18 protein-coding genes are annotated in these 26,179 nt (G+C 72.4%); 12 read left to right on the top strand and 6 right to left on the bottom strand.

Annotation, left to right across the window (positions count from 1 at the left end; genetic code table 11):
* Nucleotide 1: 1 nt before the first annotated feature.
* Nucleotides 2-970 (bottom strand): SMP-30/gluconolactonase/LRE family protein, encoded by a 969-nt coding sequence (locus DK427_RS09295; RefSeq protein ID WP_109951018.1) that lies wholly within the window; start codon nt 968-970, stop codon nt 2-4.
* 266 nt (nt 971-1,236) lie between these two features.
* Here DK427_RS09295 and DK427_RS09300 point away from each other — a divergent pair, with 266 nt between their 5' ends.
* Complete coding sequence (locus tag DK427_RS09300) at nt 1,237-1,908, top strand: nucleotide-binding protein (RefSeq protein ID WP_245930858.1); 672 nt, start codon at nt 1,237-1,239, stop codon at nt 1,906-1,908.
* 70 nt (nt 1,909-1,978) lie between these two features.
* On the opposite strand, the gene DK427_RS09305 is transcribed toward DK427_RS09300, so the two are convergent.
* The gene (locus DK427_RS09305; RefSeq protein ID WP_109951019.1) at nt 1,979-3,364 is read right to left on the bottom strand and encodes a dipeptidase; all 1,386 of its coding nucleotides are present in this window, start codon (nt 3,362-3,364) and stop codon (nt 1,979-1,981) included.
* A gap of 260 nt (nt 3,365-3,624) precedes the next feature.
* Between DK427_RS09305 and DK427_RS09310 the strand changes: the two genes are divergently transcribed.
* The 3 genes from DK427_RS09310 to DK427_RS09320 are packed head-to-tail and all read left to right on the top strand — an operon-like array spanning nt 3,625 to nt 7,428.
* Complete coding sequence (locus DK427_RS09310; RefSeq protein ID WP_109951020.1) at nt 3,625-4,155, top strand: (2Fe-2S)-binding protein; 531 nt, start codon at nt 3,625-3,627, stop codon at nt 4,153-4,155.
* The gene (locus tag DK427_RS09315) at nt 4,152-5,165 is read left to right on the top strand and encodes an FAD binding domain-containing protein (RefSeq protein WP_109951021.1); all 1,014 of its coding nucleotides are present in this window, start codon (nt 4,152-4,154) and stop codon (nt 5,163-5,165) included. Before DK427_RS09310 ends, DK427_RS09315 begins: the two co-directional genes overlap by 4 nt.
* A 7-nt stretch (nt 5,166-5,172) precedes the next feature.
* Nucleotides 5,173-7,428: a xanthine dehydrogenase family protein molybdopterin-binding subunit gene (locus DK427_RS09320; protein WP_109951022.1), complete on the top strand. Its 2,256-nt coding sequence runs from the start codon at nt 5,173-5,175 to the stop codon at nt 7,426-7,428.
* A 66-nt stretch (nt 7,429-7,494) separates the two neighbouring features.
* Here the strand turns inward: DK427_RS09320 and DK427_RS09325 are convergent, their stop codons facing one another.
* Nucleotides 7,495-7,896 carry a DoxX family protein gene (locus DK427_RS09325; protein ID WP_109951023.1) on the bottom strand — a complete coding sequence of 134 codons (402 nt, stop codon included), beginning with the start codon at nt 7,894-7,896 and terminating at the stop codon, nt 7,495-7,497.
* A gap of 237 nt (nt 7,897-8,133) precedes the next feature.
* On the opposite strand from DK427_RS09325, the gene tsaE reads away from it, so the two are divergent.
* From tsaE to DK427_RS09360, 6 genes are all read left to right on the top strand, one after another.
* Entirely contained in the window at nt 8,134-9,714 is a 1,581-nt protein-coding gene (tsaE, locus tag DK427_RS09330) for a tRNA (adenosine(37)-N6)-threonylcarbamoyltransferase complex ATPase subunit type 1 TsaE (protein ID WP_109951024.1), read from the top strand.
* Nucleotides 9,715-9,748: 34 nt separating this feature from the next.
* Nucleotides 9,749-10,480, top strand: a complete 732-nt coding sequence (locus DK427_RS09335; RefSeq protein ID WP_109951025.1) for a nucleotidyltransferase family protein — start codon at nt 9,749-9,751, stop codon at nt 10,478-10,480.
* A gap of 124 nt (nt 10,481-10,604) precedes the next feature.
* On the top strand, nt 10,605-13,751 hold the full coding sequence (gene addB / locus DK427_RS09340; protein WP_109951026.1) for a double-strand break repair protein AddB: 3,147 nt from the start codon (nt 10,605-10,607) through the stop codon (nt 13,749-13,751).
* A gap of 247 nt (nt 13,752-13,998) precedes the next feature.
* Nucleotides 13,999-17,451, top strand: coding sequence for a double-strand break repair helicase AddA (gene addA / locus DK427_RS09350; protein WP_109951028.1), 3,453 nt, complete (start codon nt 13,999-14,001; stop codon nt 17,449-17,451).
* 153 nt (nt 17,452-17,604) lie between these two features.
* Nucleotides 17,605-18,531 (top strand): ABC transporter ATP-binding protein, encoded by a 927-nt coding sequence (locus DK427_RS09355; RefSeq protein ID WP_109954080.1) that lies wholly within the window; start codon nt 17,605-17,607, stop codon nt 18,529-18,531.
* Nucleotides 18,532-18,543: 12 nt separating this feature from the next.
* Entirely contained in the window at nt 18,544-19,305 is a 762-nt protein-coding gene (locus tag DK427_RS09360; RefSeq protein WP_109951029.1) for an ABC transporter permease, read from the top strand.
* Between the two features lie 68 nt (nt 19,306-19,373).
* Here the strand turns inward: DK427_RS09360 and DK427_RS09365 are convergent, their stop codons facing one another.
* On the bottom strand, nt 19,374-21,131 hold the full coding sequence (locus tag DK427_RS09365; RefSeq protein WP_109951030.1) for a DEAD/DEAH box helicase: 1,758 nt from the start codon (nt 21,129-21,131) through the stop codon (nt 19,374-19,376).
* A gap of 188 nt (nt 21,132-21,319) precedes the next feature.
* A complete protein-coding gene (locus tag DK427_RS09370) occupies nt 21,320-22,258 on the bottom strand; it encodes a LysR family transcriptional regulator (RefSeq protein WP_109951031.1) in 939 nt (312 codons plus the stop codon).
* Between the two features lie 140 nt (nt 22,259-22,398).
* On the opposite strand from DK427_RS09370, the gene DK427_RS09375 reads away from it, so the two are divergent.
* Both DK427_RS09375 and DK427_RS09380 read left to right on the top strand, forming a co-directional pair.
* Nucleotides 22,399-23,253 carry an HTD2 family dehydratase gene (locus tag DK427_RS09375; protein WP_109951032.1) on the top strand — a complete coding sequence of 285 codons (855 nt, stop codon included), beginning with the start codon at nt 22,399-22,401 and terminating at the stop codon, nt 23,251-23,253.
* The gene (locus DK427_RS09380) at nt 23,250-24,446 is read left to right on the top strand and encodes a CaiB/BaiF CoA transferase family protein (protein WP_109951033.1); all 1,197 of its coding nucleotides are present in this window, start codon (nt 23,250-23,252) and stop codon (nt 24,444-24,446) included. Before DK427_RS09375 ends, DK427_RS09380 begins: the two co-directional genes overlap by 4 nt.
* 148 nt (nt 24,447-24,594) lie before the next feature.
* On the opposite strand, the gene rlmN is transcribed toward DK427_RS09380, so the two are convergent.
* Entirely contained in the window at nt 24,595-25,878 is a 1,284-nt protein-coding gene (gene rlmN / locus DK427_RS09385) for a dual-specificity RNA methyltransferase RlmN (protein WP_109951034.1), read from the bottom strand.
* Between the last annotated feature and the right edge of the window lie 301 nt (nt 25,879-26,179).

Here is a 26,179-nt window from a genome sequence, read left to right on the forward strand (position 1 = left end):
CTCAGGCCTTGAGGTCGATGGCGTGGATCGCGTGGGACGCGGCGATGTAGAGGCGCCCGCCCGCGCCGAACGCCATGTTGGCGGCGACCACCGGCGTGGCGATGCGCCCGAGCGGGGTCCCGTCCGGGTGGTAGATCCGCACCCCGTCGATGCAGGCGGCGAAGAGGTGCCCGCGCGCGTCGACCTTCAGTCCGTCCGGCACCCCGGCCTCCAGTTCGGCGAAGACGCGGTGACGCCCGAGCCGGCCGCCCTCGACCGGGAAGGCCAGGATCGCCCGGCCGCCCTCGGGGTTCAGGGCGGCGCCGGATTCGCTGACGTAGAGGGTGCGCCCGTCCGGCGCGAAGGCGAGACCGTTGGGCTGGTCGAGCACGTCGGTCATCGCCTCGACCCGGCCCGGCTCGGGGACCCGGTAGACCCGGCGCGCCGCCTGCTCGGGCTCGGCCTGGATGCCCTCCTCGGGCTCGGTGATGCCGTAGATGGGATCCGTGAACCAGATCGCGCCGTCGGGTCCCTCGACGGCGTCGTTCGGCGAGTTCAGCTTCCGCCCGTCGTAGGAATCGGCCAGCACCGTGAGGGAGCCGCCCGGCTCGCGCCGCACCACGCGCCGCCCGCGGTGCTCGCAGGTGACGAGCCGGCCCTGCCCGTCGAGGGTGTTGCCGTTGGCATTGTTGGAGGGCGCCCGGAGGGTCGCGGGCCGGCCGGGCGCGGGCTCCGGACCCAGCACGAGGATGCGGTTCGCCTTCACGTCGCTGAAGACGAGGCCGCCGAGCGCCGGGGCCCAGCACGGCCCCTCGCACCAGCGCCCCTCGGCGTAGAGGGTCGCGAGGTCCGCCTCCGGATCGACGATGGCCGCGAGGCGCGGATCGTCGACCCGGACCACGGGCGCGGCACGGGCGGGGCTGCCGGCCAGGGCGCCTGCGCAGAGCGCGAGGCTCGCCTTGAGGAGCGTGCGTCTGTCGAACTGCGGCATCGATCTCCCGATCGCTCTCCCGTCGGTCGGGATGCCGGCCCAACGCGCGGGAGCGCGGCGCGATCCGGTAACCGTGCCGCCGACACTGAGCCGGCCCCTGCAATCCGCGCCGTGGGGCGCGACTTGATCCGGGATGGATCGTTCGGGAATACAGTCCCGTCACGCCGGGCAGCGCACGGGCAAACGCCGCGCATCGGAGCGGGCCGGGGAGCAGGGGGCGGAGCGGTCGGGATGAAGGCCAGGGGGGATCTGGGTGGACGGCCGGCGTGAACGGGGACACCCTTCGAAGCGCCTCCGCCGGCCTGCGGGTGATCGCCCTCGCGGTGCAGAAGGGCGGAACCGGCAAGACCACGCTCGCGGCCTCGCTCGCGGTCGCGGCGGCCCAGGCCGACGAGCGGGTGACGCCCTTCGACCTCGACCCGCAGGGCTCGCTCGCGGGCTGGGGCGCCATGCGGGCGCGGGGCAACCCGGCGGTGGACCGGATCCAGCCCTGGGAGATCGCCCAGCTGCCGGAGATCCTCGGCCAGGCGGCCGAGCAGGGCGTGACACTCGCGATCCTCGACACCGCCGGCTCAGGCTCGGGCGGCGCGGCGCTGGCGCTCCGGCTCGCCGACCTCGTGCTGATCCCGATCCGCCCATCCCGCCTCGACCTGATGGCGGCGCAGCCGACGATCCGGGCCATGGCGGGGCAGGGCATGCGCGACCGGGTGGCGCTGGTGCTCAACCAGTGCCCGCCCCCGCCCTCGCCGCGCACCGGCCTCTATGCCCGGCAACTGGCGACCCTCGGCGTGCTGGCGGATCCGGCGATGATCCAGCGGGTCGATCACCAGGACGCCCTGGCGCTCGGTGCCGGCGTCACCGAGCAGGCACCCGGCGGTCTCGCCGCCGAGGAGATCCGGACCCTGTGGGCCTGGGTCGCGCGCCGGATCGGCCGCTAAGCGCTTTCCGCCGAGGTGAATGCCGGACCGGCGAAGCGCGCGTCCAAACAAGGAAAGATTCCGGCGGGCCTCAGGCCCCGCCGAAGGCCGAGAGGATGCGCGCCCAGGAGCGCGTGCCCTTGTGGAAGCTGCGCACGTCGTACTTCTCGTTCGGCGAGTGGATGCGGTCGTCGTCGAGCGCGAAGCCGATCAGCAGGGTGTTGAGCCCGAGGATCCGCTTGAAGTCGCCCACGATCGGGATCGAGCCGCCGGCTCCCACCGTCACGGCCTCGGCCCCCCATTCCTGCGCGAGTGCCGCCTTGGCGAGGCCGAGTTCGGGCATGTCGAAGGGCAGGCTCACCGCCCGCGAGCCCTTGTAGGTGACGACCTCGACCCGGCAATCGGCCGGCACGCGCGCCCGCACGAAGGCCTCGAAGTTGCGCGCCAGCGCCTGCGGGTCCTGGTCGTCCACGAGGCGGAACGACACCTTGGCGGAGGCTTCGCTCGCGATCACCGTCTTGGTGCCCTCTCCGGTGTAGCCGCCGATGATGCCGTTGACGTCGCAGGCGGGGCGCGACTGGATCAGCTCGATCGGCATGCGGCCGCGCTCGCCCGCCGGCTCCTTCAGGCCGATCGGCCCCAGGAACTTCTCAGGCGTCAGGCCGAGGCCGCGCCACTGCTCGATCACCTCGGGCGGGCGCTCGTGCACGCCGTCGTAGAAGCCCGGCACCGTCACGCGCCCGTCCGCGTCGTGGAGATCGGCCAGGATCTTGGACAGGACGTGGATCGGGTTGCGCGCGGCACCGCCGAAGAAGCCCGAATGCAGGTCTCGGTCGGCGCAGGTGACCTTCACCTCGAAGTAGCACAGGCCCCGGAGCGAGGTGGTGATGGCGGGCGTGTTCGCGTCCCACATGCTGGTGTCGCAGACGAGCACCACGTCCGCGCCGAGCTTGTCCCGGTTCTGCTCGACCCATTCGGGCAGCCCCTGCGAGCCGTTCTCCTCCGCGCCCTCGACCAGGATGGTGACGCCGCAGGGCAGCTCGCCGGCCATCGCGATATGGGCCCGGCAGGCCTCCACGAAGGTCATCACCTGGCCCTTGTCGTCGGAGGCGCCGCGCCCGACGATCCGGCGCTGCCCATCCGCGCCCTCGCTGATGCGCGGCTCGAAGGGCGGCGTCTCCCAGAGGCTCAGCGGATCGACCGGCTGCACGTCGTAGTGACCGTAGAACAGCACGTGCGGGGTGCCGGGCTTCGGTTTGTGGGCGAGCACCACCGGGTGCAGGCTGGTCTCGTGCACGCCTGTCTCGAAGCCGAGCGCGGTGAGGTCGGCCGCGAGCCAGTCGGCGGCCTTGCGGCACTCGGCGGCGTAGGCCGGGTCGGTCGAGATCGACGGGATCCTGAGGAACCGGAACAGGCGCTCCAGCGCGTTGTCGAGGTCCTTGTCGATGTCGTTCAGGATCGCGTCGAGCGCCGCCATGGGCTGTCTCCGGCTGAGTGCGTGGTCCGCCACAGGGTTAGCCGATGCACCGGCCGAGCGAAACGGTGGCAGGCCCGCCGCGGCGGTGGCCGGGAACAGGGACAATCTGGAATTGTTGTGAGGTGAGACCGGGCGCCCGACGCCCGGCAAACCCGTCCGCTCGCCGTCCGCGCGCCCCTCGGCGCGAGACCCCGCAGCGGATGGAACGCCTTCTTCTACGGCCGCGACCCGGTCCGCCTCATCGTTCTCGCGAGGTCTCCATGCTCATCGAAAGCGGTTCGCCCGTCGCGGCGGACACGAAGGTCGGCATCAGCCTGACCATCAACGGCCAGCACCGCGACCTTCAGGTCGCGCCCTGGACCACCCTGCTCGACCTGCTGCGCGAGCATCTCGACCTCACCGGCACGAAGAAGGGCTGCGACCACGGCCAGTGCGGCGCCTGCACGGTGCTGGTCAATGGCACCCGGGTGAATTCCTGCCTGACTCTGGCGGTGATGAAGGACGGGGCCGAGATCACCACGGTCGAGGGGCTGTCCGGCCTCGCCAACGGGGGCGCGGGCACCAACGGCCTGCACCCGATCCAGGAGGCCTTCATCGAGCACGACGCCTTCCAGTGCGGCTACTGCACGCCGGGCCAGCTCTGCTCCTCGGTCGGCATGATGAACGAGGGCCACGCCCGCTCGCGCGACGAGATCCGCGAGGCGATGAGCGGCAACATCTGCCGCTGCGGTGCCTACACCAACATCGTGGACGCGATCGAGGACGTGATGGCCCAGGGAGGCGCCCGATGAACCGCTTCGACTACGTCCGCGCCGAGACGGTTGCGCAGGCCGTGCAGGCCTTCGCGGGGGCGAACGGCGCGCGCTTCATCGCGGGCGGCACCAACCTGATCGACCTGATGAAGTACGACGTCGAGCGCCCCGGCCGGCTCATCGACATCACCCGCCTGCCGCTCGGCGAGATCGCGGAGCACGACGGATCCTTGCGGCTCGGCGCGCTCGCCACCAACGCCACCGTGGCCTACGACGACCGGGTCCGGGCGCGCTACCCGCTGCTCGCCGACGCGATCCTGGCCGGTGCCTCGGCGCAATTGCGCAACGCCGCCTCGACCGGCGGCAACCTGCTGCAGCGCACCCGCTGCTACTACTTCTACGACACGGGCACGCCCTGCAACAAGCGGCAGCCCGGCTCCGGCTGCCCGGCGATCGGGGGCGTCAACCGTATCCACGCGATCTTCGGCACGAGTGAGCACTGCATCGCCACGCACCCCTCCGACATGTGCGTGGCGCTCGCCGCCCTGGAGGCCGTGGTGCAGGTGAGCGGGCCGGAGGGCGAGCGCAGCATCCCCTTCGCCGAGTTCCACCGCCTGCCGGGCGATGCGCCCGAGAAGGACACCAACCTGAGGCCCGGCGAGATCATCGTCTCGGTCGACCTGCCCGACCAGGATTTCTCGCGCCACTACACCTATCTGAAGCTGCGCGACCGGCTCTCCTACGCCTTCGCGCTGGTCTCGGTCGCCGCCGCCCTCGACCTCGACGGCGACGCGATCAGGACCGCCCGACTCGCGCTCGGCGGCGTCGCCCACAAGCCCTGGCGCAACGCGGAGGCGGAGGCGCTGCTGCAGGGCAAGCCCGCCACCCGCGAGAGCTTCCAGGCCGCCGCCGACCTCGTCGTCGCCGAGGCCAAACCCCAGCACGGCAACGCCTTCAAGGTGGAACTCGCGCGGCGCGCCATCGTGCGGGGCCTGGAACAGGCCGCCGCCGGCACGCCCCAGTCCGTCACCGACAAGCGCATCCAGTGAGCCGCCGATGACCCAGACCTTCTCCTCCACCGGGCACGACACCTTCGTCGGCACGCCCCGCAGCCGCATCGACGGCCCCGCCAAGGTGACGGGCCTCGCCAAGTACGCGGGCGAGTTCTCGGCGCCCGACCTCCTGCACGGCTACGTGGTGTCGGGCATCGTCGCCAAGGGCCGGATCCGGAGCATCGACACCAGCGCCGCCGAGGCGGTGCCCGGTGTCGTCAAGGTGCTGACCCACGAGAACCGGCCGCGCACCGCCTGGCTGAACTACAATTACCAGGATCAGGTCGCGCCGCCCGGCGCGCCCTTCCGCGCGCTCTACGACGACAAGATCCACTACAGCGGCCAGCCGGTCGCGCTGGTGGTGGCGGAGAGTTTCGACACCGCGCGCCACGCCGCGACGCTGGTCAGGGTGGATTACGAGGCGGAGGCACCGACCGTCGACCTCACCAAGGTCGGGGACTTGGCCTACGACCCGCCGATGAAGCGCAACGGCATCAAGCCGCCGCCGAAGCCCTGGGGCGACGCGGACGCGGCCTTCGACACAGCCGCAGTGAAGGTCCGCGAGCAGTACACGCTGGCCACCGAGCACCACAACCCGATGGAGCCCCACGCCTCGACCGTGATCGTCGAGGAGGACGGCACCTACACGGTCTACGACAAGATCCAGGGCGTCTCGAACAGCCAGGGCTACCTCGCCAACGTCTTCGGTCTCAGCAAGGACGCGGTGCGGGTGATGAACCCGTATCTCGGCGGCGGCTTCGGCTCGGGGCTGCGGCCGCAATACCAGCTCTTCCTGGCGATGCTGGCCGCGCGCGACCTCGGCCGCTCGGTGCGCGTGGCGCTGACCCGCGACCAGATGTGGACCTTCAGCTTCCGCCCCGAGGCGATCCAGACGATCAGCCTCGGCGCCGATAAGGACGGCACCCTCCAGGCGCTGCGCCACGACGCGCTGGCGCCGACCTCGCAGTTCGAGGATTACCAGGAGGTCGTCGTCAACTGGTCGGGCATCCTCTACAAGTGTGACAACGTCGCCCTGACCTACAAGCTTGCCAAGCTCGACACCTTCACGCCCGCCGACATGCGGGCGCCCGGTGCCGTGACGGGCGTCTTCGCCATCGAGACGGCGATGGACGAGCTGGCCCACGCCACCGGCCAGGACCCGATCCAGCTCCGGCTGAAGAACTACACCGAGCGGGACCAGACCCAGGAGGACAAGCCCTTCGGCTCGAAGGCGCTCAAGAGCTGCTTCGAGCAGGGCGCCGAGCGCTTCGGCTGGTCGAAGCGCAACCCGGAGCCGCGCTCCATGCGCGAGGGCCGCGAGCTCGTCGGCTGGGGCATGGCCACCGGTGTCTGGGAATCGATGATGATGCAGACGAGCGCCCACGCCATCCTGACGGCCGACGGCCGGCTCGAGGTCGGCAACACCACCGGCGACATCGGCACCGGCACCTACACGATCCTCACCCAGATCGCCGCCGACACGCTCGGCCTGCCCATGGAGGCGGTGACGACGAAGCTCGGCGACACGCGGCTCCCCGAGGCGCCGATCGCGGGCGGCTCGTGGACGGCGGCATCCTCGGGCACCGCCGTGATGAAGGCCTGCCGGGACGTCGGCGAGCAGATCTTCCGGCTGGCGCGCCAGATGGACAACTCGCCCCTCGCCAACGTCGATTTCGAGCGCGTTGCCTTCGCGGACGGCCATATCGAGGTCGCGGGCGACGCGAGCCGCCGCGTGGCGCTGGTGGACGTGATGCGCGCGGCCGGCGTCGAGAAGCTGGAGGCCGTCGGTCAGGCCGCGCCCGACAAGGACTTCAACAGCCAGTACGAGGCCTATACCCACTCCGCCATCTTCGCCGAGGTGAAGATCGACGAGGAACTGGGACAGGTGCGCCTGACCCGCGTCGTCTCGGCGATCGCGGCCGGCAAGATCCTCAACCCGAAGACGGCGCGCAGCCAGATCCTCGGCGGCGTGGTCATGGGCATCGGCGCTGCTCTCGAGGAGGAGTCCATGATGGACACCACCCTCGGCCGGTTCATGAACCACAATCTCGGCGAGTACCACGTGCCGGTGAACGCCGACATCCACGACATCGAGGTGATCTTCGTGGACGAGGAGGACCGGGCGAACCCACTCGGCGTGAAGGGGCTCGGCGAGATCGGCATCGTGGGCACCGCGGCGGCGGTCGCCAACGCGGTCTTCCACGCCACCGGCAAGCGCGTCCGCCACCTACCGATCACGGTGGACAAGATCATCGGGTGAATATGGCTGCCCCCTCTCCCCGCGCGGCGGGGAGAGCGGATCCGCGGCACACGCGACGATCGAGACTCAGACCCGCGGGCGCCGCCGGTCGAGGCTCAGCGCTCCGGGCCCGGCGGTGACGAGGTATAGGAAGACGAAGCAGAACAGGATCGCGGCGTCGCCCCCGTTCACGGCCGGGTAGAAGCCGCGCGGCGCGTGGAACAGGAAGTAGGCCACCGCCATCTGGCCGGAGGCCAGGAAGGCCGCGGGCCGGGTGAACAGGCCGAGCGCGATCAGGGCGCCGGTGACGATCTCGATCACCCCGCCGATGCCCCGCAGCGAGAGCAGCTCGGGCGCCGGCCCGCTGGAGGGTGGGAAGCCGAACAGCTTCTGCGTGCCGTGCGCCAGGAACAGGAGACCCGCCATGATCCGCAGGGCGGCGAGCGCGTAGGGCGCGAGGGGCGACAGGCGCGCGAACAGGGCATCCATCGGAAGGCTTCTCCTTGACTGCGAGCGGGAGCGGTTCCGCGAAAGCGGCCCACTGTCAAGCTTGGGCCGCGCCGGGGACGCGCTGCGTCGGAGCGCGATGATCGGTTAACGATCCTCGGCTACGACTTGTCGTGTTATCGAGAGCGCCCGCGTTCGCGCGGTCGTCGGACGATCCGGGCATCGCGGCCGAGCCCGGACCGGATCGGCAGGAGGCGCGGGGACCGCGGAGGAGCGGGTTTGGACCAGGACGATCCGACTGCGCACGAGGCGCCCGCCGAGGGCCGCGATCCCGGGGAGTCCAAGCCCTGGGAGATCGTGCTGCCCGAGGAGGGCGCGACCGAGGATCTCGGCCTGTTCCTCGCCGAGTTCCTGCTGCCGGGCGACGTCGTTGCCCTGTCGGGAGGCCTGGGCGGCGGCAAGACCACGCTGGCGCGCGCGCTCATCCGGGAGCTGACCGGCGATCCCGACCTCGAAGTGCCGAGCCCGACCTTCACCCTGGTCCAGCCCTATACGGGCCGGGACGGGCGCATGATCGTGCACGCCGACCTCTATCGCCTGCGCGGCGCCGACGAACTCGTCGAGCTCGGCTTCGACGAGATGACCGAGTCCGCCATCACGCTGGTCGAGTGGCCCGAGCAGCTGCCGCCCCGCGCGGGCCCGGTGCTCACCGTCGATCTGTCCCTTCGTCCGGAGTTCGGCGAGGGTTCGCGCTTCGCCCGCATCGATGGGACGGGTGGCATGCGCGACCGCATCGAGCGGGCCCGGGCCGTGCGCGCCCTGATGGTGCGCGCGGGCTGGGATCTGGCCGAGCGCGCCCACATGCAGGGCGATGCCTCCTCCCGGGCCTACCAGCGCCTGACCAATCCGGACGGCACCACGGCGGTGCTGATGATCTCGCCGCCGCGCGCTGACGGCCCGCCGGTGCGCGACGGCAAGCCCTACAGCGCCATCGTGAAACTCGCCGAGAGTGTGCACGCCTTCGTGGCGATGGACCGGGGATTACGGGCGCTCGGCTTCTCGGCGCCGCGCATCTACGGCGAGGATCTCGACGCGGGCCTCCTCATCCTCGAGGATCTCGGCACCGAGCCGGTGGTGGACGCGAGCGGCCCCCGGCCGGAGCGCTACGTCGAGGCGACGCGGCTGCTGGCCAAGCTCCACGCCACCGAGCTGCCGCCGGTCCTGCCGGTGGCCGCCGGCGTCGAGCACCGCATCCCGACCTACGACCTGGAAGCGCTGCTGTTCGAGACCGAGCTGCTGCCCGAGTGGTACGCGCCCGGCATCCGCGGCGTCTCCCTGGCGCCGGAGGCCAGGGCCGAGTTCCTCGACCTTTGGGCCGAGGCGCTGCGCGGCGCGATTCCCGCCCGCCCGACCTGGACGCTGCGCGACTACCACTCGCCGAACCTGATCTGGCTGCCCAACCGCGAGGGGCTGGAGCGCGTCGGCCTGATCGACTTCCAGGACGCGGTGCTCGGCCACCCGGCCTACGACGTCGCCTCGCTCTTGCAGGACGCGCGGGTCGATGCCAGTGCCGAGTTCGAGCTGCGCCTGCTCGGCCTCTACGCCCGCGAGCGCCGCGCCCGCGAGCCCGGCTTCGACGTCACGGGCTTCGCCACCGCCTACGCCCTGCTGGCGGCCCAGCGCGCCACCAAGATCCTCGGTATCTTCGCGCGCCTCGACAAGCGCGACGGCAAGCCGGGCTACCTCGCCCACCTGCCGCGCATCGAGGGCTACCTCGCCCGCAACCTCGAGCACCCGGCGCTGGCCCCCTTGCGCGACTGGCACGCGCGGCACATGCCGGGCCTCGTCGCGCCGGCCTGACCCCTCGAAGACGACCGCTTCCCAGGACCTCACCATGAGCGAGCCCAGCATCACCCGCGCCTTCGTCCTCGCGGCGGGCCTCGGCAAGCGCATGCGGCCGGTCACGGCGACCACCCCGAAGCCGCTGGTCGAGGTCGCCGGCAAGGCGCTGATCGACCACGCTCTCGACCGGGCGGCGGAGGCCGGCATCGACACGGCGGTGGTCAACGTCCACTACCTCGCCGACCTCGTGGAGGCGCACGTCTCCCGGCGCGACACCCCGAACATCGTGGTCTCCGACGAGCGCGCGACGCTCCTCGAGACCGGCGGCGGCGTGAAGAAGGCGCTCGACCTCGTGGGCACCCAGCCCTTCGTGGTGATGAACTCGGATTCCTTCTGGCTTGAGGGGCCGACCCCGAATCTCGCGCGCCTGATCGAGCGCTGGCAGCCCGAGGCGATGGACATCCTGCTCCTCGTCGCCCCAACCGCGACGAGCCTCGGCTACGAGGGCGCGGGCGACTTCGTGATGGCGGCGGACGGGCGCCTGGAGCGGCGCGGCGAGCGGGCGGTCGCGCCCTTCATCTATGCGGGCGTGGCGATCCTGAAGCCCGAGCTCTTCGCCGGCACGCCGGACGGCGCCTTCTCGCTCAACCTCCTGTTCGACCGGGCGATCGCGCGCGAGCGCCTCTACGGCCTGCGCCTCGACGGCCAGTGGCTCCATGTCGGCACGCCCGAGGCGATCCAGGCGGCCGAGGAGCGCGTGAAGGCGAGCGCCCGCCATCCCTGAGAAACCTCGCCCGAGATCGGCCTCGCGATTGTGGAACGGACGTAGAACACGTAAGTCAGGATGCGCGGACGCGTGATGCCGCCCGTGCGTCCAGGCGCTGCCGAGCGGATCGCCCAAGCTCCCGATGTCCGAGTCCCACATCTTCACCATCGGCCGCGGTGCCCCGTTTCTGCCGACGCTCGCCGACGCCCTGCTCGACGGGCGGCTCGTCGGCGATCTCGGGCATGACCCGCTGGCGCTCGCGGGCGTCACCCTGTTCCTGCCGACGCGCCGGGCCGCGCGCGCCTTCGCGTCCCTCCTCGGCAGCCGGCTCGGCGGGGCGGCGCTTCTGCCGCGCATGATCCCGCTCGGCGAGGCCGACGAGGCGGAGCTCGACCTCGCGGCCGAGCCCCTCCTGGAGAACGGGCCCGACCCCCTGAGCGCGCCGATGCCGCCCCTGGAGCGGCGCCTGATCCTCGCCCGCCTCGTCCAGGCCTGGGCGGCGACCGTCGACCGCAAGCTCCTGCCGCTCGATGCCGAGGTGCCGTTCCTCGTGCCCTCCTCGCCCGCCGACGCGGTCGGGCTCGCGGCCGATCTGGAGCGCCTGATGGACGCGCTCACCGTCGAGGGCCTGCCCTGGTCGGAGATCGGCAGCGCCGTCGAGGCCGAGTACTCGCGCTATTTCGGCCTCACCCTCGATTTCGTGCGCATCGCCGCCGAGTTCTGGCCGGGCATCCTCGACGAGCGCGGCATGAGCGATCCCGTCTCACGGGCCCGCGGCCTCGTGCTGGCCGAGGCCAAGCGCCTCGCCCGGGAGCGGCCGGCGGACCCCGTCGTGGTCGCGGGCTCGACCGGGTCGGTGCCGGCGACCACGAAGCTCATCGCCGCGGTGGCGGGCCTGCCCCGGGGCGCCGTGGTGCTGCCCGGCCTCGACCTCGACCTCGACGCGGCCGGCTGGGACGCCATCGAGACCGGGACCGGCGAGGATCGCGAGATCGCCCACGGCCATCCGCAGGCGGTGCTGCACCGGCTCCTCGGCCGGCAGGGCCTGAACATCGCGCGCGCGGCCGTCGTCGAGCTCGGCCGGCCGGACCCGGAATCGGCGGCGCGCGCCGCGATGCTGTCGCAGGCCCTGCGCCCGGCCGAGACCACGGACGCCTGGGCCCGCCTCGACCCGGCCGAGCGCGCGCGCAAAGCCGCGCACGGTCTCGCCCATCTCTGCGTAGTCGAGGCGGCCGACGAGCGCGAGGAGGCGCTGGCCGCCGCGATCGCGCTGCGCGAGACTCTTGAAGTGCTCGGCGCAACCGCGGCGCTGGTCACGCCCGACCGCGGGCTTGCCGCCCGCGTCGCCCAGGAACTCGCCCGCTGGGGCATCGTCGCCGAGGACGGCGCCGGGGTGCCGCTCGCCCGCAGCCCGGCGGGGCGCCTCGCGCGGCTGGCTGCCGAACTCGCCGCCGACCTCTTGCGTCGGCAGGGCGACGCGATCCCCGCGCGCCTGCTGGCCCTGCTCGCACACCCGCTCGTGCTGCTCGGCATGCCCCGCTCCGACGTGGTACGCGGTGCCGCCGCCCTGGAGATCGGCGTCCTGCGCGGGCCGGCGCCGAGGCCCGGCTTCGACGGAATCCGGCAGGCGCTCGCCGCCGAGCGCGCCGGGGCGCCCGAGCGCCAGCCGCGGGCGAAACGCCGCCTGAAGGAGATCGACTGGGATCTTGCCGCCGCGCTCCTCGACAAGCTGGACGAGGCGTTCGCGGCGTTCCCCGGGCCGGGCGAGGGGGGCGATTGCAACCTCGTGGCGCTCGCCGGCCGCCACCGCGCCGCCTGCGACCGGCTCACCGCTGCGCCCGAGGACGCCATCGAGACCGCCGACGCCTCGCTGAACTGCCTCGACGCCCTGTTCGACGACCTCGAACTCACCGACCCGGACCTGCTGCCCGGCCGCTTCGACGACTACCCGGCCTTCTTCACCGCGCTCGCGGCCGAGCGGATGGTGCCCTGTGCGGGTGCCGCCCCGCACCCGCGCCTGCGCGTCCTCGGCCTCCTGGAGGCGCGCCTGCTCACGGCCGACCGGATCGTGCTGGCCGGGCTCGACGAGGGTGTCTGGCCGATGCGGGCGACGACCGACGCCTTCCTGAACCGTCCGATGCGCGAGCGCGTCGGCCTCGACCCGCCCGAGCGCCGCATCGGCCAGATGGCGCACGACTTCGTGCAGGGGTTGGGGCCGCGCGATGCGGTCATCACCCGGGCGGCCAAGCGCGAGGGCGCGCCGACCGTGCCCTCGCGGCTGCTTCAGCGCGTGCGCGCCTTCGCGGGCGAGGCGCCCTGGGGCGAGGCGGTGGCACGGGGCCGGCGCTTCCTCGGATACGTGGCGGCGATCGACACCCTGCCGCCGCAGCCGCGCCTTTCACAGCCGAAGCCCCGGCCGGACCCGGCCCTGTTCCCGCGCTCCCTCAGCGTCACCGAGGTCGAGACTCTGGTGCGCGACCCCTACAGCATCTTCGCGCGCCACGTGCTCGGGCTCGACCCGCTCGATCCGCTGGCTGCCCAGCCCGGCGCGAGCGACCGCGGCTCGATCGTGCACGACATCTTCGCGCGCTTCTCCGCGCGCTTCCCCGAGGGGCTTCCCGCCTTCGACGTCGCGGTCGAGTATCTCGACAGCGTGGCCTACGACGCCTTTGCGCCGATCATCGACACCTATCCGGAACTCTACGCCGAGTGGTGGCCGCGCTACGAGCGCATGGCGAACGCCTACCTGCCCTGGGAGGTCGAGCGGCGCGCGGGACTGAAGGCGGTGCATCCCGAGATCTACGGCCGCTGGGAGATCCCGATGGGCCGGGAGACCTTCACGCTGCGCGCCCGGGCCGACCGGATCGAGCGCCGGGCAGACGGCGGCGCCTGCATCGTCGACTTCAAGACCGGCCTGCCGCCGAGCAACCGTGAGGTCTTCGCCGGCTTCTCGCCGCAGCTGACCCTGGAGGCCGCGATGCTGATGGCCGGCGCCTTCAAGGGTTTTCCGAAGACCGCGACCGCGCCCGACCTGCTCTACGTCTACGCCTCGGGCGGGCGCAAAGCCTTTACGCCGATGCCGGTGAAGACGCCCCGCGGCGAGACCCGCGGCGTGCCGGAGATCGTGGAGGAGCACGCGGAGCGCCTGCGCGGTCTGGTCGCCCGCTTCATGACCGGCGAGGCGGCCTACGTCTCCCGGCCGTACCCGAAATACGCGCGGGCTTACGGCGCGTACGACCACCTCGCGCGGGTGCTCGAATGGTCGCTGGCGGGGGAGGGGGAAGCGTGATGGGCGCGACATCGCTGCATCTTCCCTCCCCCCACTGCGGGGGAGGGTACCCTGCACAGCAAGGGGGGAGAGGGGAACCCAGCTTCAGGAAAGGGCGAGGCCTGCATGAAGGGCGGCGCTTCATCCGGTGCCGTCGCTCCCCTCTCCCGACCCTCGCTGACGCGAGGGCCACCCTCCCCCGCAGAGGGGGGAGGGCGAACGGCGCATTTCATGCGCCCGCCTTCGGTACCCTTGCGAGCCCGTCACGATGAACGCCCAGGCGCCCACGCTGCACCGCCTTGTCGTCGACGCCATCACCGAGGCGAACCAGCGCCGCGCGGCGGACCCGCGCGCCTCCGCCTGGGTCTCGGCCAACGCCGGCGCGGGCAAGACCAAGGTACTCACCGACCGGGTGGTGCGCCTCCTCCTCGACGGTGCGGCACCGGGGCGGATCCTCTGCCTCACCTTCACCAAGGCGGCGGCCGCCAACATGTCGATCCGGGTGTTCCAGCGCCTCGGGCGCTGGGTGACGCTCGACGACGCCGCGCTCGGCGAGGAGCTGGAGCGCCTGACCGGCGAGCGCGCCTCGCGCGAGCGGCTGGACGCGGCCCGCCGCCTCTTCGCCCGCGCGGTCGAGACCCCGGGCGGGCTGAAGATCGAGACCCTGCACGCCCTCTGCGAGCGCCTGCTGCACATGTTCCCCTTCGAGGCGAACGTGCCGGCCCGCTTCGTGGTGCTCGACGACACCCAGTCCCGCGAGGCCTTCGAGGTCGAGACCGCCAACGTGCTGGCGGATGCGGTGGCGGGGAACCCCACTTTAAGCGAGGCGCTGGCCCGCGTCGCCCCCGAGGCGACGGGTGACGCGCTGCGCCGTGCGATCCGCGGCGCGATGGCGGCCCGCGCGGTGCTCGGCGACGCGGCCGGGCTGGAGGCGCGCTTCGAGCGCCTGCACCGGGCACTCGGACTCGCAGCCGGCGAGACCGACGAGAGCCTGGAGGCCGTGATCCTCGACGGCTGCGCCGCCGACCTCGCCGAGCTGATCGCGGGCCTGCGCACCGGCGCCAAGACCGACGAGGGGCTGGCCGACGCGCTCGAAGCCGCCCGCACCGCCCGTGAGACAGAAGGCGCGCTCGACCTCTATCGCGGGGTCTTCTTCACCGAGAAGGACCTGCCCAAGGCCGATCGTAGCCTCGGCACCAAGGCCGTCCCGGAGCCGGTGCGCGCCGCGATGCTCGCCGAGCGCGACCGCCTCGTGCCGCTGTTCGATCGCCTGCGCGCCGCCCGCGCGCACGGTCGCACCCGGGCCCTGTTCGTGCTCGCCGCCGAGATCCACCGCCGGGTCGAGGCCCAGAAGGCCCGGCTCGGCGCGCTCGACTTCGACGACCTGATTCACAAGACCCTCGACCTGCTGCAGCGGGTCGGCGCCGGCTGGGTTCTGTACAAGCTCGACCGCGGCGTCGACCACGTGCTGATCGACGAGGCGCAGGACACCAACCCGCAGCAGTGGGAGATCCTGCGCCGCATCACCGCCGAGTTCGCGGTAGGGGAGGGCGCGCGCGCCCTCAACCGCACCCGCTTCGCGGTGGGCGACCCGAAGCAGTCGATCTACAGCTTCCAGGGTGCCGACCCCCGCGAATTCGCTGCGACCCGGCTCGCCTGGGTGGGCGAGGCGCGAAGCGCCGAGCTCGTCTTCGAGGACGTGCCGCTGACGCTCTCCTTCCGCTCGACCCGCGCGGTGCTGCGCGCGGTCGACGCGGTTTTCGCTGTCCCTGAGCACTACAGCGGCCTCGCCTTCGGCGACGCGGCGATCGGCACCGTGCACGCGAGCGCCCGGCCCACCGCCCCCGGCGCCGTCGAGCTCTGGCCGATCGCCGAGCCCGCCGAGGAGGAGGAGCCCGACGCCTGGGCGGCGCCCGTGGACGCGCCGGAGGCCGGAGCGCCCGCGCTTCTCACGGCACGGCGCATCGCCCGCGCGATCCGCACCTGGACCACGGCGGGCGACGCGCAGGGCCGCGTCTGGCGTCCGGGCGAGATCCTGGTGCTCGTGAGGAAGCGCGGCGCCGCCTTCGAGGAGGTGATCCGCGCGCTCAAGGGCCTCGGCGTGCCGGTGGCCGGCCAGGACCGGCTGGATGTGGCCGCCCACATCGCGGTGGCCGACCTCGTGGCGGTCGGCCGCGCCGGGCTGCTGCCGGCCGACGACCTGACCCTCGCGGTGGCGCTGAAGACGCCGCTGGTGGGGCTCGACGACGACGACCTCGTGCGCATCGCCGCCCGGCGCGACCTCGCCGAGACCCTGGAGGACGCGCTCCAGCGCCGCGCGGAGGCCGGCGACCTGGCTGCGATCCGCGGGCGGGATGCGCTGGCCTCGTGGATCCGGCTCGCCGGCGCCGAGGGGCCGTTCGGCTTCTACGCGTTGCTGCTCGGGCCGCGCGGCGGGCGGGCGAAGCTCGTCGCCCGGCTTGGTGGCGAGGCGGGCGATGCCATCGACGTCTTTCTGGCCGCCGCCGCCCAGGCCGAGCAGGGCCTCGACGCGCCCTCGCTCGGTGGCTTCCTGGCGCGCTACCACGGCTCGGCGGAGGGCCACACGGTCAAGCGCGACATGGAATCGGGCCGCGACGAGGTCCGGGTGATGACCGTGCACGGCGCCAAGGGCCTGGAGGCGCCGGTCGTGGTGGTGATCGACGGCTGCGAGCCGCTCGGCCGCAACGACCCGCCGCTCCTGCCGATGGCGGAGGAGGAGGCGCTGCCGCCGGTCTGGTCGGGGGCGCGCGCCTACGACTGCGCCGCGCTCGGCCGGGCCCGAGCCGCCCTCCAGGCGCGGGCCCGCGAGGAGCACAACCGCCTGCTCTACGTGGCGATGACCCGGGCCGCCGACCGGCTGGTGATCGCGCCCTACCGTGGCCACGAGCGCGAGACCGAGGCCGCGTGGTGCCGGATGATCCGGGCTGGGCTCGAGCGGGCTCTGGGCGAGGGCGAGGCGCGCGAGACGCCCTACGGTCCCGTCACGCTCTGGCACGACGGGGAAGCGGCGGGCGAGGCCTCGCCCGAGAGCCCGCCCGCGCCCGAGCCGCCCGCGGTTCCGGTCTGGCTGCACGCGCCGGTCCCGGCCGAGTCGGAGGCGCTCCCGCCGCTCAGCCCTTCGGGCGCGATGCAGGCGGCGGACGGCCAGCGCCTCATCCCGCCGCGGCAGGCCGATGCCGAGGCGCGACGCCGCGGCATCCTGATCCACGCTCTCCTGGAGCACCTGCCCCGGCTGGAGCCGGCTAAGCGCCGGGCCGCGGCCCGCACCTATGTGGGCGCCCGCGCGCCGGCCCTGCCCGAGCCGCAGCGCGAGCGCATCGTGCGCGCAGCACTCCGGGTGATCGAGGATCCGGACCTCGCGCCGCTCTTCGCCCCGACCGCGCGGGCGGAGGTGAGCCTGTCGGGCCGGGTCGTGGTCGGCGGCGTCGAGCGGCCTGTCTTCGGCCGGGTCGACCGCCTCGCGGCGGCAGGCAGCACGGTCTGGCTCTGCGACTTCAAGACCGGCCGCCCGCCGGAGGGCGACGCCCTGCCGGAGGCTGAGGCCGGTCAGATCGCGCTCTACGCGAGCCTGCTCGCCCGGATCTATCCGGGCCACGCGATCCGGCCGCATCTGGTCTGGACCTCGGGGCCGGTGATCCGTGCCCTCGACGAGGCGGAGGTCGCCGCGGCGCTGGCGGCGGTCGGTCTCGCACCGGTCTGAAGCTCGGGCGGCCATCGGGTTGAGAGAATAATCCCGCCCCCGATGTGCCGTTCGGCACGCGACGGACCATCCCGTGACCGGATCGCGGCCCGCGCGGTCGCCACCGGGGCAACCCTGCGCTACCTCGGCGCCGACTTCGAAACGCTGACCGCGATGCCGCCGATTCTCCAGATCCAGAATCTCCAGAAGACCTACGCCTCCGGCCTATCGGCCCTCGCGGACGTGAACCTGGAGATCGCCCGCGGCGAGATCTTCGCGTTGCTCGGGCCGAACGGCGCGGGCAAGTCGACGCTGATCAACATCATCTGCGGCATCGTCACGCCGAGCGGCGGCACGATCACGGTGGACGGGCACGACATCGCCCGCGACTACCGGCAGGCGCGCGCCACGATCGGCCTCGTGCCGCAGGAACTGACCACCGACGCCTTCGAGACCGTCATCAAGACGGTCAGCTTCACCCGCGGCCTGTTCGGGCTGAGGCGCGACCCCGCCCATATCGAGCGGGTGCTGCGCGATCTCTCGCTCTGGGAGAAGCGCGACAGCCGGATGATGCAGCTCTCGGGCGGCATGAAGCGGCGGGTGCTGATCGCCAAGGCGCTCTCCCACGAGCCGCGCCTCCTGTTCCTCGACGAGCCGACGGCGGGCGTGGACGTGGAGCTGCGCCAGGACATGTGGCGCCTCGTGCGGCGGCTGCGTGACCAGGGCGTCACGGTGATCCTGACCACCCACTACATCGAGGAGGCAGAGGAGATGGCCGACCGGATCGGCGTGATCCGGAAAGGGCGCATCATCCTGGTCGAGGAGAAGGCCGAGCTGATGCGCAAGCTCGGCCGCAAGCAGCTCAACCTCCAGCTCGCGGAGCCGCTGATGGTCCTGCCGGAGACGCTCGCGGATCGCGGCCTCGAACTCGGCGCGGGCGGCCGGGAACTCGTCTACACCTACGACAGCCAGGCCGAGCGCACGGGCATCACCCGGCTCCTCAACGATCTCACGCAGGCCGGGATCAGCTTCACCGACCTCCAGACGCGGCAGAGCTCGCTGGAGGACATCTTCGTCGGGCTGATGCGGGAGCGCGCCTGAACCATGAATGGCATGAACTGGCCTGCGGTCCGGGCGATCTACGTCTTCGAGATGCACCGCTTCCTACGGACCGCGACGCAGAGCATCCTGGCCCCCGTCATCTCGACCTCGCTCTACTTCGTGGTCTTCGGCGCGGCGATCGGCGCGCGCATGAACACGGTCGACGGGGTACCCTACGGCCTGTTCATCGTGCCGGGCCTGATGATGCTCTCGCTGCTGACCCAGAGCATCACCAATGCCTCCTTCGGCATCTACTTCCCGCGCTTCGCCGGCACGATCTACGAGATCCTGTCCGCGCCGATCTCGCCGGTCGAGGTGGTGCTGGGCTACGTGGGCGCGGCGGCCTCGAAGGCGATCATCATCGCGCTGATCATCCTGGCGACCGCGGCGCTGTTCGTGCCGCTGCGGGTCGAGCACCCGTTCTGGATGCTGGCCTTCCTGCTCCTGACCGCGGTCACCTTCAGCCTGTTCGGCTTCGTGATCGGCCTGTGGGCGGACGGGTTCGAGCGGCTGCAGATGGTGCCGCTCCTCATCATCACGCCGCTGACCTTCCTGGGCGGCAGCTTCTACGCCATCGAGATGCTGCCGCCCTTCTGGCAGACGGTGAGCCTCGCCAACCCGGTCGTCTACCTGATCAGCGGCTTCCGCTGGAGCTTCTTCGGCCGGGCCGACATCGGCATCGCCGCGAGCCTCGGCATGACGATGCTGTTCCTCGTCCTCTGCCTCGGCGCGGTGACCTACATCTTCCGCACAGGCTACCGGCTGAAGAGCTGAGCCTGTCGTCTCCCCCTTCCGGCCCGCCCCAGCGGGGAGAAGGGGGAGACGGCGGAGAAGCGGCGGCCTCAGCCCTGCTGCTGCGGCGCGCGGGCGACCTTGCCCTTGCGGTGGGGCTTGGCCCCAGCCGGATGCTCGGCACCCCGCTCGACGTGACGGCTGTGCTTGGTCGCGCGGGGGCTCTTGAAGTCCCGCGGCGGCGGCGCACCCTCGTTGCCGAGCGCCTCCACCTGGATCTCCGGCGAGCCGTTGCGGGCGAAGGCCTCGGCGAACTGGCGGGCCGCGCCGCCGCGGATCTCGAACTTGGTCTCGCGCTCGAAGATGCGGATGGCGCCGATCACCTCGCGGTCGACCTTGCCGCGCCGGGTCAGCAGCGGCAGCAGGCGGCGCGGGTCGGCGTTGTCGCGCCGGCCGAGATTGAGCCGGAACCATACGGCCGGACCCATCGCGGCGATGCGCTCGGCGTCCATCGGGTCATAGGCCGCGCGGCCCGTGACCGCGCGGCCACCCCGGTCGCCCGGATCGGTGACGTCCTCGGGCGCCGGCAGGCGGGTGCGGTACACCCGCGCCAGCAGGGCCGCGAGTTCGGCGGGGCTGCGTTCGGCCAGCAGCGTCTCGGCCAGCGCCACGTCCTCCTCGCCCGGCGGCTCGCTGAAGAGCGGGTCGGCGAGCATGCGCTCGCCGTCGAGCCGGCGGATCTCGTCGGCGGTGGGCGGGCCCATCCACTCGGGCGTCACCTTGGCGATGGCCAGCATCTGCTCGGCCCGGCGGCGGCGGGCGTTCGGTACCAGCAGGACGCTCACGCCCTTGCGGCCGGCGCGGCCGGTGCGGCCCGAGCGGTGCTGCATCACCTCGGCATCGTGCGGCAGGTCGGCGTGGATGACGAGGCTCAGCGTCGGCAGGTCGATGCCGCGGGCCGCCACGTCGGTCGCCACGCAGACCCGGGCGCGCCCGTCGCGTAGCGCCTGGAGGGCGGCGTTGCGCTCGCCCTGGCCGAGCTCGCCCGAGAGCGCGACGACCGAGAAGCCGCGCTCGGTCAGGCTCGCCTGGAGATGGCGCACCGCGTTGCGGGTGTTGCAGAACACGATCGCGGTCGGCGCGTCGGCCTCGCGCAGCACGTTGAGCACCACGTGCTCGATCTCGCGCGGCACCACCCGGATCGCCCGGTAGCTGATGTCGGCGTGGCCCCGCACCTCGCTCTTGATCGCGAGGCGCAGCGCGTCGCGCTGGTAGCGCTCGGCCAGCGCCTCGATGTCCCGCGGCAGGGTGGCCGAGAACAGGAAGGTCGCGCGCTCAGCGGGCGTGCCCGAGAGGATGAACTCGATATCCTCGCGGAAGCCGAGATCCAGCATCTCGTCGGCCTCGTCGAGGACGACGGTGCGCAGCGCCTCGGGATGCAGGTTGCGGCGCTCCAGATGGTCGCGCAGGCGCCCCGGCGTGCCGACGACGATGTGGACGCCGTCGGCGAGCATCCGGGCCTCGCGGCGCGGATCCATTCCGCCGACACAGGAGACGACGCGGCCGCCGGCCGGGGCGTAGAGCCAGGACAGCTCGCGCTGGACCTGGAGGGCGAGTTCGCGGGTCGGCGCGATCACCAGTGCGAGCGGGGCGCCCGCCGGCGGCAGCGTCTCCGCCTCGCCCAGCAGCGTGCCGGCCATGGCCAGCCCGTAGGCCACGGTCTTGCCCGACCCGGTCTGGGCCGAGACGAGGAGGTCGCGGCCCGCGCCGGCGGCCTCAAGGACGGCGCTCTGCACCGGGGTCGGCTCGGCGTAGCCGCGCTCGTCGAGCGCCCGCGCGATAGCGGCGGGCAGATGGGGAAACGGCAAAGTCAGGCTCTCACGACCGGGCCGGACGGGCGCGTGACGGCGCGCTCAGGTCGCGGACGAAGCGGTCTCGAATCGTGTTGCGGAGTTGAGTCTAATACCCGCTTTCGGTCTTGGGCACCATGCCCCTCACCGCATGGGGCGGTTGCATCGCGGCGGCGTCGGCGATGCTTGGTCTGGCAGGACCGCCGCTACCCCGCCAACTCGGCCGGCCAGACCCCTGAGCGCACCAAATCGCCCAGCAGGTCCCAGGCGAGGAACGACACCGCCGCTGCGGCCGCCGAGAGCGGCCGGTCGGCCGCATGGGCGAGGTAGATCCTCCGCCGCAGGGGAGGGCTGCCGATCGGCCAAGCCCGGAAGCGGCCGGCCGCCAGCTCCGCAGCGACCGCCGCTCGGGGCAGAATCCCGAAGCCGTGGCCCCGCGCGGCGAGTTCCTTGATGCGCGCGTAGGAGTCGATCTCGATGCCGGGCGTCACGGCGGCGCCCTCCGCCTGGGCCGCCTCCTCGATCAGGTCGCGCAGGCCGTGCGACAGGGCGGGCAGGATCAGGGGCAGGGCGGCCGCGCGCGCCAGCGGCACCGGACCGTCCGGCAGATCCGCGCCCGGCTCCGCGCCCGGCGCGCGCGCGAACAGGCACAGCTCCTCGGTGAGCGCGTGGCGCAGCACGAGGCCCTTCGGCGCTGCCGGATTGTAGAGAACCGCGAGATCGACGGCGTCGCGGTTGAGCCAGTCGAGGATGTAGCCGCTCATCGCCTCAGCCACGCGCAGCCGGATGCCCGGATGCTCGGCCCGCACCCGCTCGATCAGCGGTACCGACAGAATTTCGCTGACCGTGCCGGGCAACCCGATGCGGACGTCTCCCGTCACTGGCCGGTCCGCCCCGCGCACGCTGTCGGGGATCTCCGCGAAGCGGTCGAGGATGGCGCGGGCATGGGTGAGGAGCCGCGAGCCGGCCTCCGTCGGCACCGCGCCGCGCGGGCCCCGGTGCAGCAGTGGCAGCCCGAGTTCCGCCTCCATGTGGCGCATGTGCTGGCTGAGCGCCGGCTGGGCCACCCGCAGCGCCTCGGCGGCCCGCGAGAACGAGCCCTGCTCGACGATGGCGACGAAGTAGCGGAGCTGGCGCAGGTCCATGGCACGTGTCGTCCGGCAGCCAGGCGGGGAGACCCGCCGCATAGCACCGCCTTATGGGTGCGAGAAGAAAGCCGTCTTGGGCGCGGCGCGCCCGGTGTGACAAGGTCGCGCGGATCGCGAGCCCCGCCAGAATGAGCCCGATGGACGCCAGCCCCCTCGACCTCGACCACCTGCGCGGGTGGATCGGCCGCACCGAGACCGCGGAGGACCAGCTCTCCGAGCAGACGGTCCGGGCCTTCCGTGCGACGCTTGACCAAGATCCGGGCGTGCCCGAGCCCGGCGAGGTCGCGCCGCTGGCGATCCACTGGTGCCTCTCGCCCCCGATCCGGCCGCTGCACGAACTCGGCCCCGACGGCCACCCGGCCCGCGGCGGCTTCCTGCCACCAGTGCCGCTGCCGCGCCGGATGTGGGCGGGCGGCGAGATCGTCCACCGCGATCCGCTTCGCGTCGGCGACCGGGTGCGGCGCATCTCCCGCATCGGCGACGTGCAGGTGAAGCACGGGCGCACCGGTCCGCTCTGCTTCGTCGCGGTCCACCACGATTTCGAGACGGCGCGCGGCCCAGCCGTCTCCGAGCGCCACGACATCGTCTACCGGGAGATGACGCCGGGCCGCACCGGCCAGCCACTCGAGGCCGCGGGCGGCGTGCCGCAGGCCGACCTCTCCGAGACCGTCGAGCCCGGCCCGACCCAGCTGTTCCGCTACTCGGCGCTCACCTTCAACGGCCACCGCATCCACTACGACCGGACCTACGCGCTGGAGGTCGAGGGCTATCCGGGCCTCGTGGTGCACGGGCCGCTCCAGGCGACGTGGCTCCTCCACCTCGCCGCCCGGCTCGCGGGTCGCATTCCTGAGACCTTCCGCTTCCGCGGGCTCACCCCGGTCATCGATGGCGCCCCCCTCACCGTCTCGGCCCGCATGATGGGGGAGGGGAGGGGAGAGGCCTGGACGCTCACTGCGGATGGCCGCGTCGGCATGCAGGCGAGCTTCGCATGAGCGCGCACGCGAAGCCCCGTCCCCTCGACGGCATCACCGTGCTCTCGCTGGAGCACGCCATCGCGGCCCCGTTCTGCACCCGCCAGCTCGCCGATCTCGGCGCACGGGTGATCAAGATCGAGCGTCCCGGCACCGGCGACTTCGCCCGCGCCTACGACGAGCGGGTGCGGGGCATGGCCTCGCACTTCGTCTGGACCAACCGCTCGAAGGAGAGTCTGACGCTGGATCTCAAGGCGCCGCGGGCCGCCGAGATCCTCGACCGGTTGGTCGAGCGCGCCGACGTGCTGGTGCAGAACCTCGCCCCCGGTGCCGCCGCCCGGCTCGGCCTCTCGTACGAGGCGGTCTCGCTGAAGAACCCCCGCATCGTCGTCTGCGACATCTCCGGCTACGGCGACGACGGGCCCTACCGCGAGAAGAAGGCCTACGACCTGCTGATCCAGGCGGAGGGCGGCTTCCTGTCGGTCACCGGCGGCCCGGACGCGCCCGCCAAGGCCGGCAACTCGATCGCCGACATCGCGGCCGGCATGTACGCCCTCCAGAGCGTGATGGCCGGGCTGATCCAGCGCGAGCGCACGGGCCGGGGCGCCCGCTACGACATCTCGATGCTCGAATGCATGGCCGAGTGGATGGGCTACCCGCTCCTCTACGCCTTCGAGGGGGCGGAGCCGCCGCCGCGGGCGGGCGCGTCGCACGCAACGATCTATCCCTACGGCCCGTTCCCGACCGGCGACGGGCGCACCGTGATGCTGGGCCTCCAGAACGAGCGCGAATGGGCCCTGTTCTGCACCCGCGTGCTGGAGCGGCCGGAGCTGATCGCGGACCCGCGCTTCAGCTCGAACGCCCGGCGCAGCGCTGCGCGGGCCGAGCTCGCCGCCACCATCGAGGAGGCCTTCGCAGGGCTCGACCGCGCGGCGGTGATGGTCCGGCTCGACGCGGCCGGCATCGCGAATGCCGGCGTCAACACGATGGCGGATCTCTGGGCGCATCCGCAGCTGCACGCTCGCGGGCAGTTCGGGGAGATCGGCTCGCCGGTCGGCCCCCTGCCGACGCTGCTGCCGCCCGGCCGGACCGCGGCCTACGCGCCGCGTCTCGACCCGGTGCCGGCGCTCGGCGAGCACAGCGCGGCGATCCTGGCGGAACTCGGCTACGACGGCGCCACGATCGACGCGCTCCGCGCCGACGGTGTGATCTGACGCGCGGCAAAGTCCCGGTTTCGAAAGGCCTGAGGCCTTTCGCGGGTGCAGGGCAGAGCCCTGCATTTGGCTCCTTCGACCCGGCTTTGCCGGGCCGCAGGAGCCAATTCTGGGGCTACACGCCTCAGGCCCTTTGGGATCCCGGGACCTAGTCGTTCGCTTCCGGGGCGGCGTAGAAGCCCTCGGCGCCGAGGCCGTCCTCCATCAGCATGCGGGCGCGGGCGCGCAGCTTCTCGGTCTCGCTCTTGAGCTGGCCGCAGGCCGCCAGGATGTCCCGGCCCCGCGGCGTGCGCACCGGCGAGGCGTAGCCCGCGTTGAACACGATGTCTGAGAAGCGCTCGATCCGGTCCCAGTCCGAGCACTCGTAGGCGCTGCCGGGCCAGGGATTGAACGGGATCAGGTTGATCTTGGCCGGGATTCCCTTGAGCAGCCTCACCAGCTCGCGCGCATCGGCATCCGAGTCGTTCACGCCCTTCAGCATCACGTACTCGAAGGTGATGCGCCGCGCGTTGCTGAGGCCCGGATAGTCGCGGCACGCCTTCAACAGCTCGGCGATCGGGTACTTGCGGTTCAGCGGCACCAGCTCGTCCCGAAGGTCGTCGCGCACCGCGTGCAGCGAGATCGCCAGCATGGCGTTCCCCTCGGCACCCAGTCGCTCGATCTGTGGAACGACGCCCGAGGTCGAGACCGTGATGCGCCGACGCGAGAGCCCGAGGCCCTCCTGGTCCGACATCACGCCGAGCGCGTCGAGCACGTTGTCGAGATTGTACAGGGGCTCGCCCATGCCCATGAACACGATGTTGGTCACGAGCCGGCTGGCCTCGCTCGCGGCGTCCTTGCCGGGGATCTGACCCGGCCAGTCGCCGAGCTGATCGCGGGCGACGACGAGCTGCGACACGATCTCGGCCGCCGAGAGGTTGCGCACGAGGCGCTGCGTGCCGGTGTGGCAGAACGAGCAGGTCAGCGTGCAGCCGACCTGGCTCGACACGCAGAGCGTGCCGCGATCCGGGCCGGGGATGTAGACGCACTCGATCTCGGCGCCGCGGTTGTGGTCGTGCTTGCCGGTCGGCGCCATGCGCAGCAGCCACTTGCGGGTGCCGTCGCGCGAGACTTGCTGGTTGACGACCTCCGGCCGGTCCAGCGTGTAGGCGCGGGCAAGCTCCGCCTTCAGCCCCTTGCCGACATTCGTCATCGCGTCGAAGTCGGTGGCGCCGCGGAAATTGACCCAGTGCCAGATCTGACCCGCGCGCATGCGGCTCTCGCGCTCGGCGACGCCGATGGCGAGGAGCTTCTCCTTCAGCTCGGCCCGCGTGAGACCGACGAGCGAGACCGGCCGTCCAGGCAGGCCCTCGGGCCGGAAGTCCGGGCTCTTCTCGATCGGGGAAACGGCGCTGGCCGCGCGCCGGGCGGTGTCGAACGACGCCGTCGCCATGGCTCGATGATCTTCGTCTCGAATGGGATGTGAGCCCCCCTATACGCGATCGGGCCGCGAAACGCGAATGCAGCGAGAGTCGCCCCGCCCCCGCAACCTGGCTGTGAGAGGGCGATATGGTGCCGCCGCCGATCGGGCCCCTGATCGACGACGTTGGTCCTAGGCGGCCACCGTGGGTCCGTCGCGGATTTTCCCATGTTTGTCGTGCCGGGTGTTGACGGGGCGGCTGGGCATGCGTAGACACCGCTCATCGGCGCCGGCCGCGAGAGCGACCCGGGCGCCGACGCTTCTTCCGACAGTT

The organism is Methylobacterium radiodurans (assembly GCF_003173735.1).
In the GTDB taxonomy this organism is placed as follows: Bacteria; Pseudomonadota; Alphaproteobacteria; order Rhizobiales; family Beijerinckiaceae; genus Methylobacterium; species Methylobacterium radiodurans.

Bases quoted from the DNA above. Each gene is read 5' to 3' on its own strand.
- DK427_RS09295 (WP_109951018.1), bottom strand. From the start codon at position 970: ATGCCGCAGTTCGACAGACGCACGCTCCTCAAGGCGAGCCTCGCGCTC.
- DK427_RS09305 (WP_109951019.1), bottom strand. From the start codon at position 3,364: ATGGCGGCGCTCGACGCGATCCTGAACGACATCGACAAGGACCTCGAC.
- DK427_RS09310 (WP_109951020.1), top strand. From the start codon at position 3,625: ATGCTCATCGAAAGCGGTTCGCCCGTCGCGGCGGACACGAAGGTCGGC.
- DK427_RS09315 (WP_109951021.1), top strand. From the start codon at position 4,152: ATGAACCGCTTCGACTACGTCCGCGCCGAGACGGTTGCGCAGGCCGTG.
- DK427_RS09320 (WP_109951022.1), top strand. From the start codon at position 5,173: ATGACCCAGACCTTCTCCTCCACCGGGCACGACACCTTCGTCGGCACG.
- DK427_RS09325 (WP_109951023.1), bottom strand. From the start codon at position 7,896: ATGGATGCCCTGTTCGCGCGCCTGTCGCCCCTCGCGCCCTACGCGCTC.
- DK427_RS09335 (WP_109951025.1), top strand. From the start codon at position 9,749: ATGAGCGAGCCCAGCATCACCCGCGCCTTCGTCCTCGCGGCGGGCCTC.
- addB (WP_109951026.1), top strand. From the start codon at position 10,605: ATGTCCGAGTCCCACATCTTCACCATCGGCCGCGGTGCCCCGTTTCTG.
- addA (WP_109951028.1), top strand. From the start codon at position 13,999: ATGAACGCCCAGGCGCCCACGCTGCACCGCCTTGTCGTCGACGCCATC.
- DK427_RS09355 (WP_109954080.1), top strand. From the start codon at position 17,605: ATGCCGCCGATTCTCCAGATCCAGAATCTCCAGAAGACCTACGCCTCC.
- DK427_RS09360 (WP_109951029.1), top strand. From the start codon at position 18,544: ATGAACTGGCCTGCGGTCCGGGCGATCTACGTCTTCGAGATGCACCGC.
- DK427_RS09370 (WP_109951031.1), bottom strand. From the start codon at position 22,258: ATGGACCTGCGCCAGCTCCGCTACTTCGTCGCCATCGTCGAGCAGGGC.
- DK427_RS09375 (WP_109951032.1), top strand. From the start codon at position 22,399: ATGGACGCCAGCCCCCTCGACCTCGACCACCTGCGCGGGTGGATCGGC.
- DK427_RS09380 (WP_109951033.1), top strand. From the start codon at position 23,250: ATGAGCGCGCACGCGAAGCCCCGTCCCCTCGACGGCATCACCGTGCTC.
- rlmN (WP_109951034.1), bottom strand. From the start codon at position 25,878: ATGGCGACGGCGTCGTTCGACACCGCCCGGCGCGCGGCCAGCGCCGTT.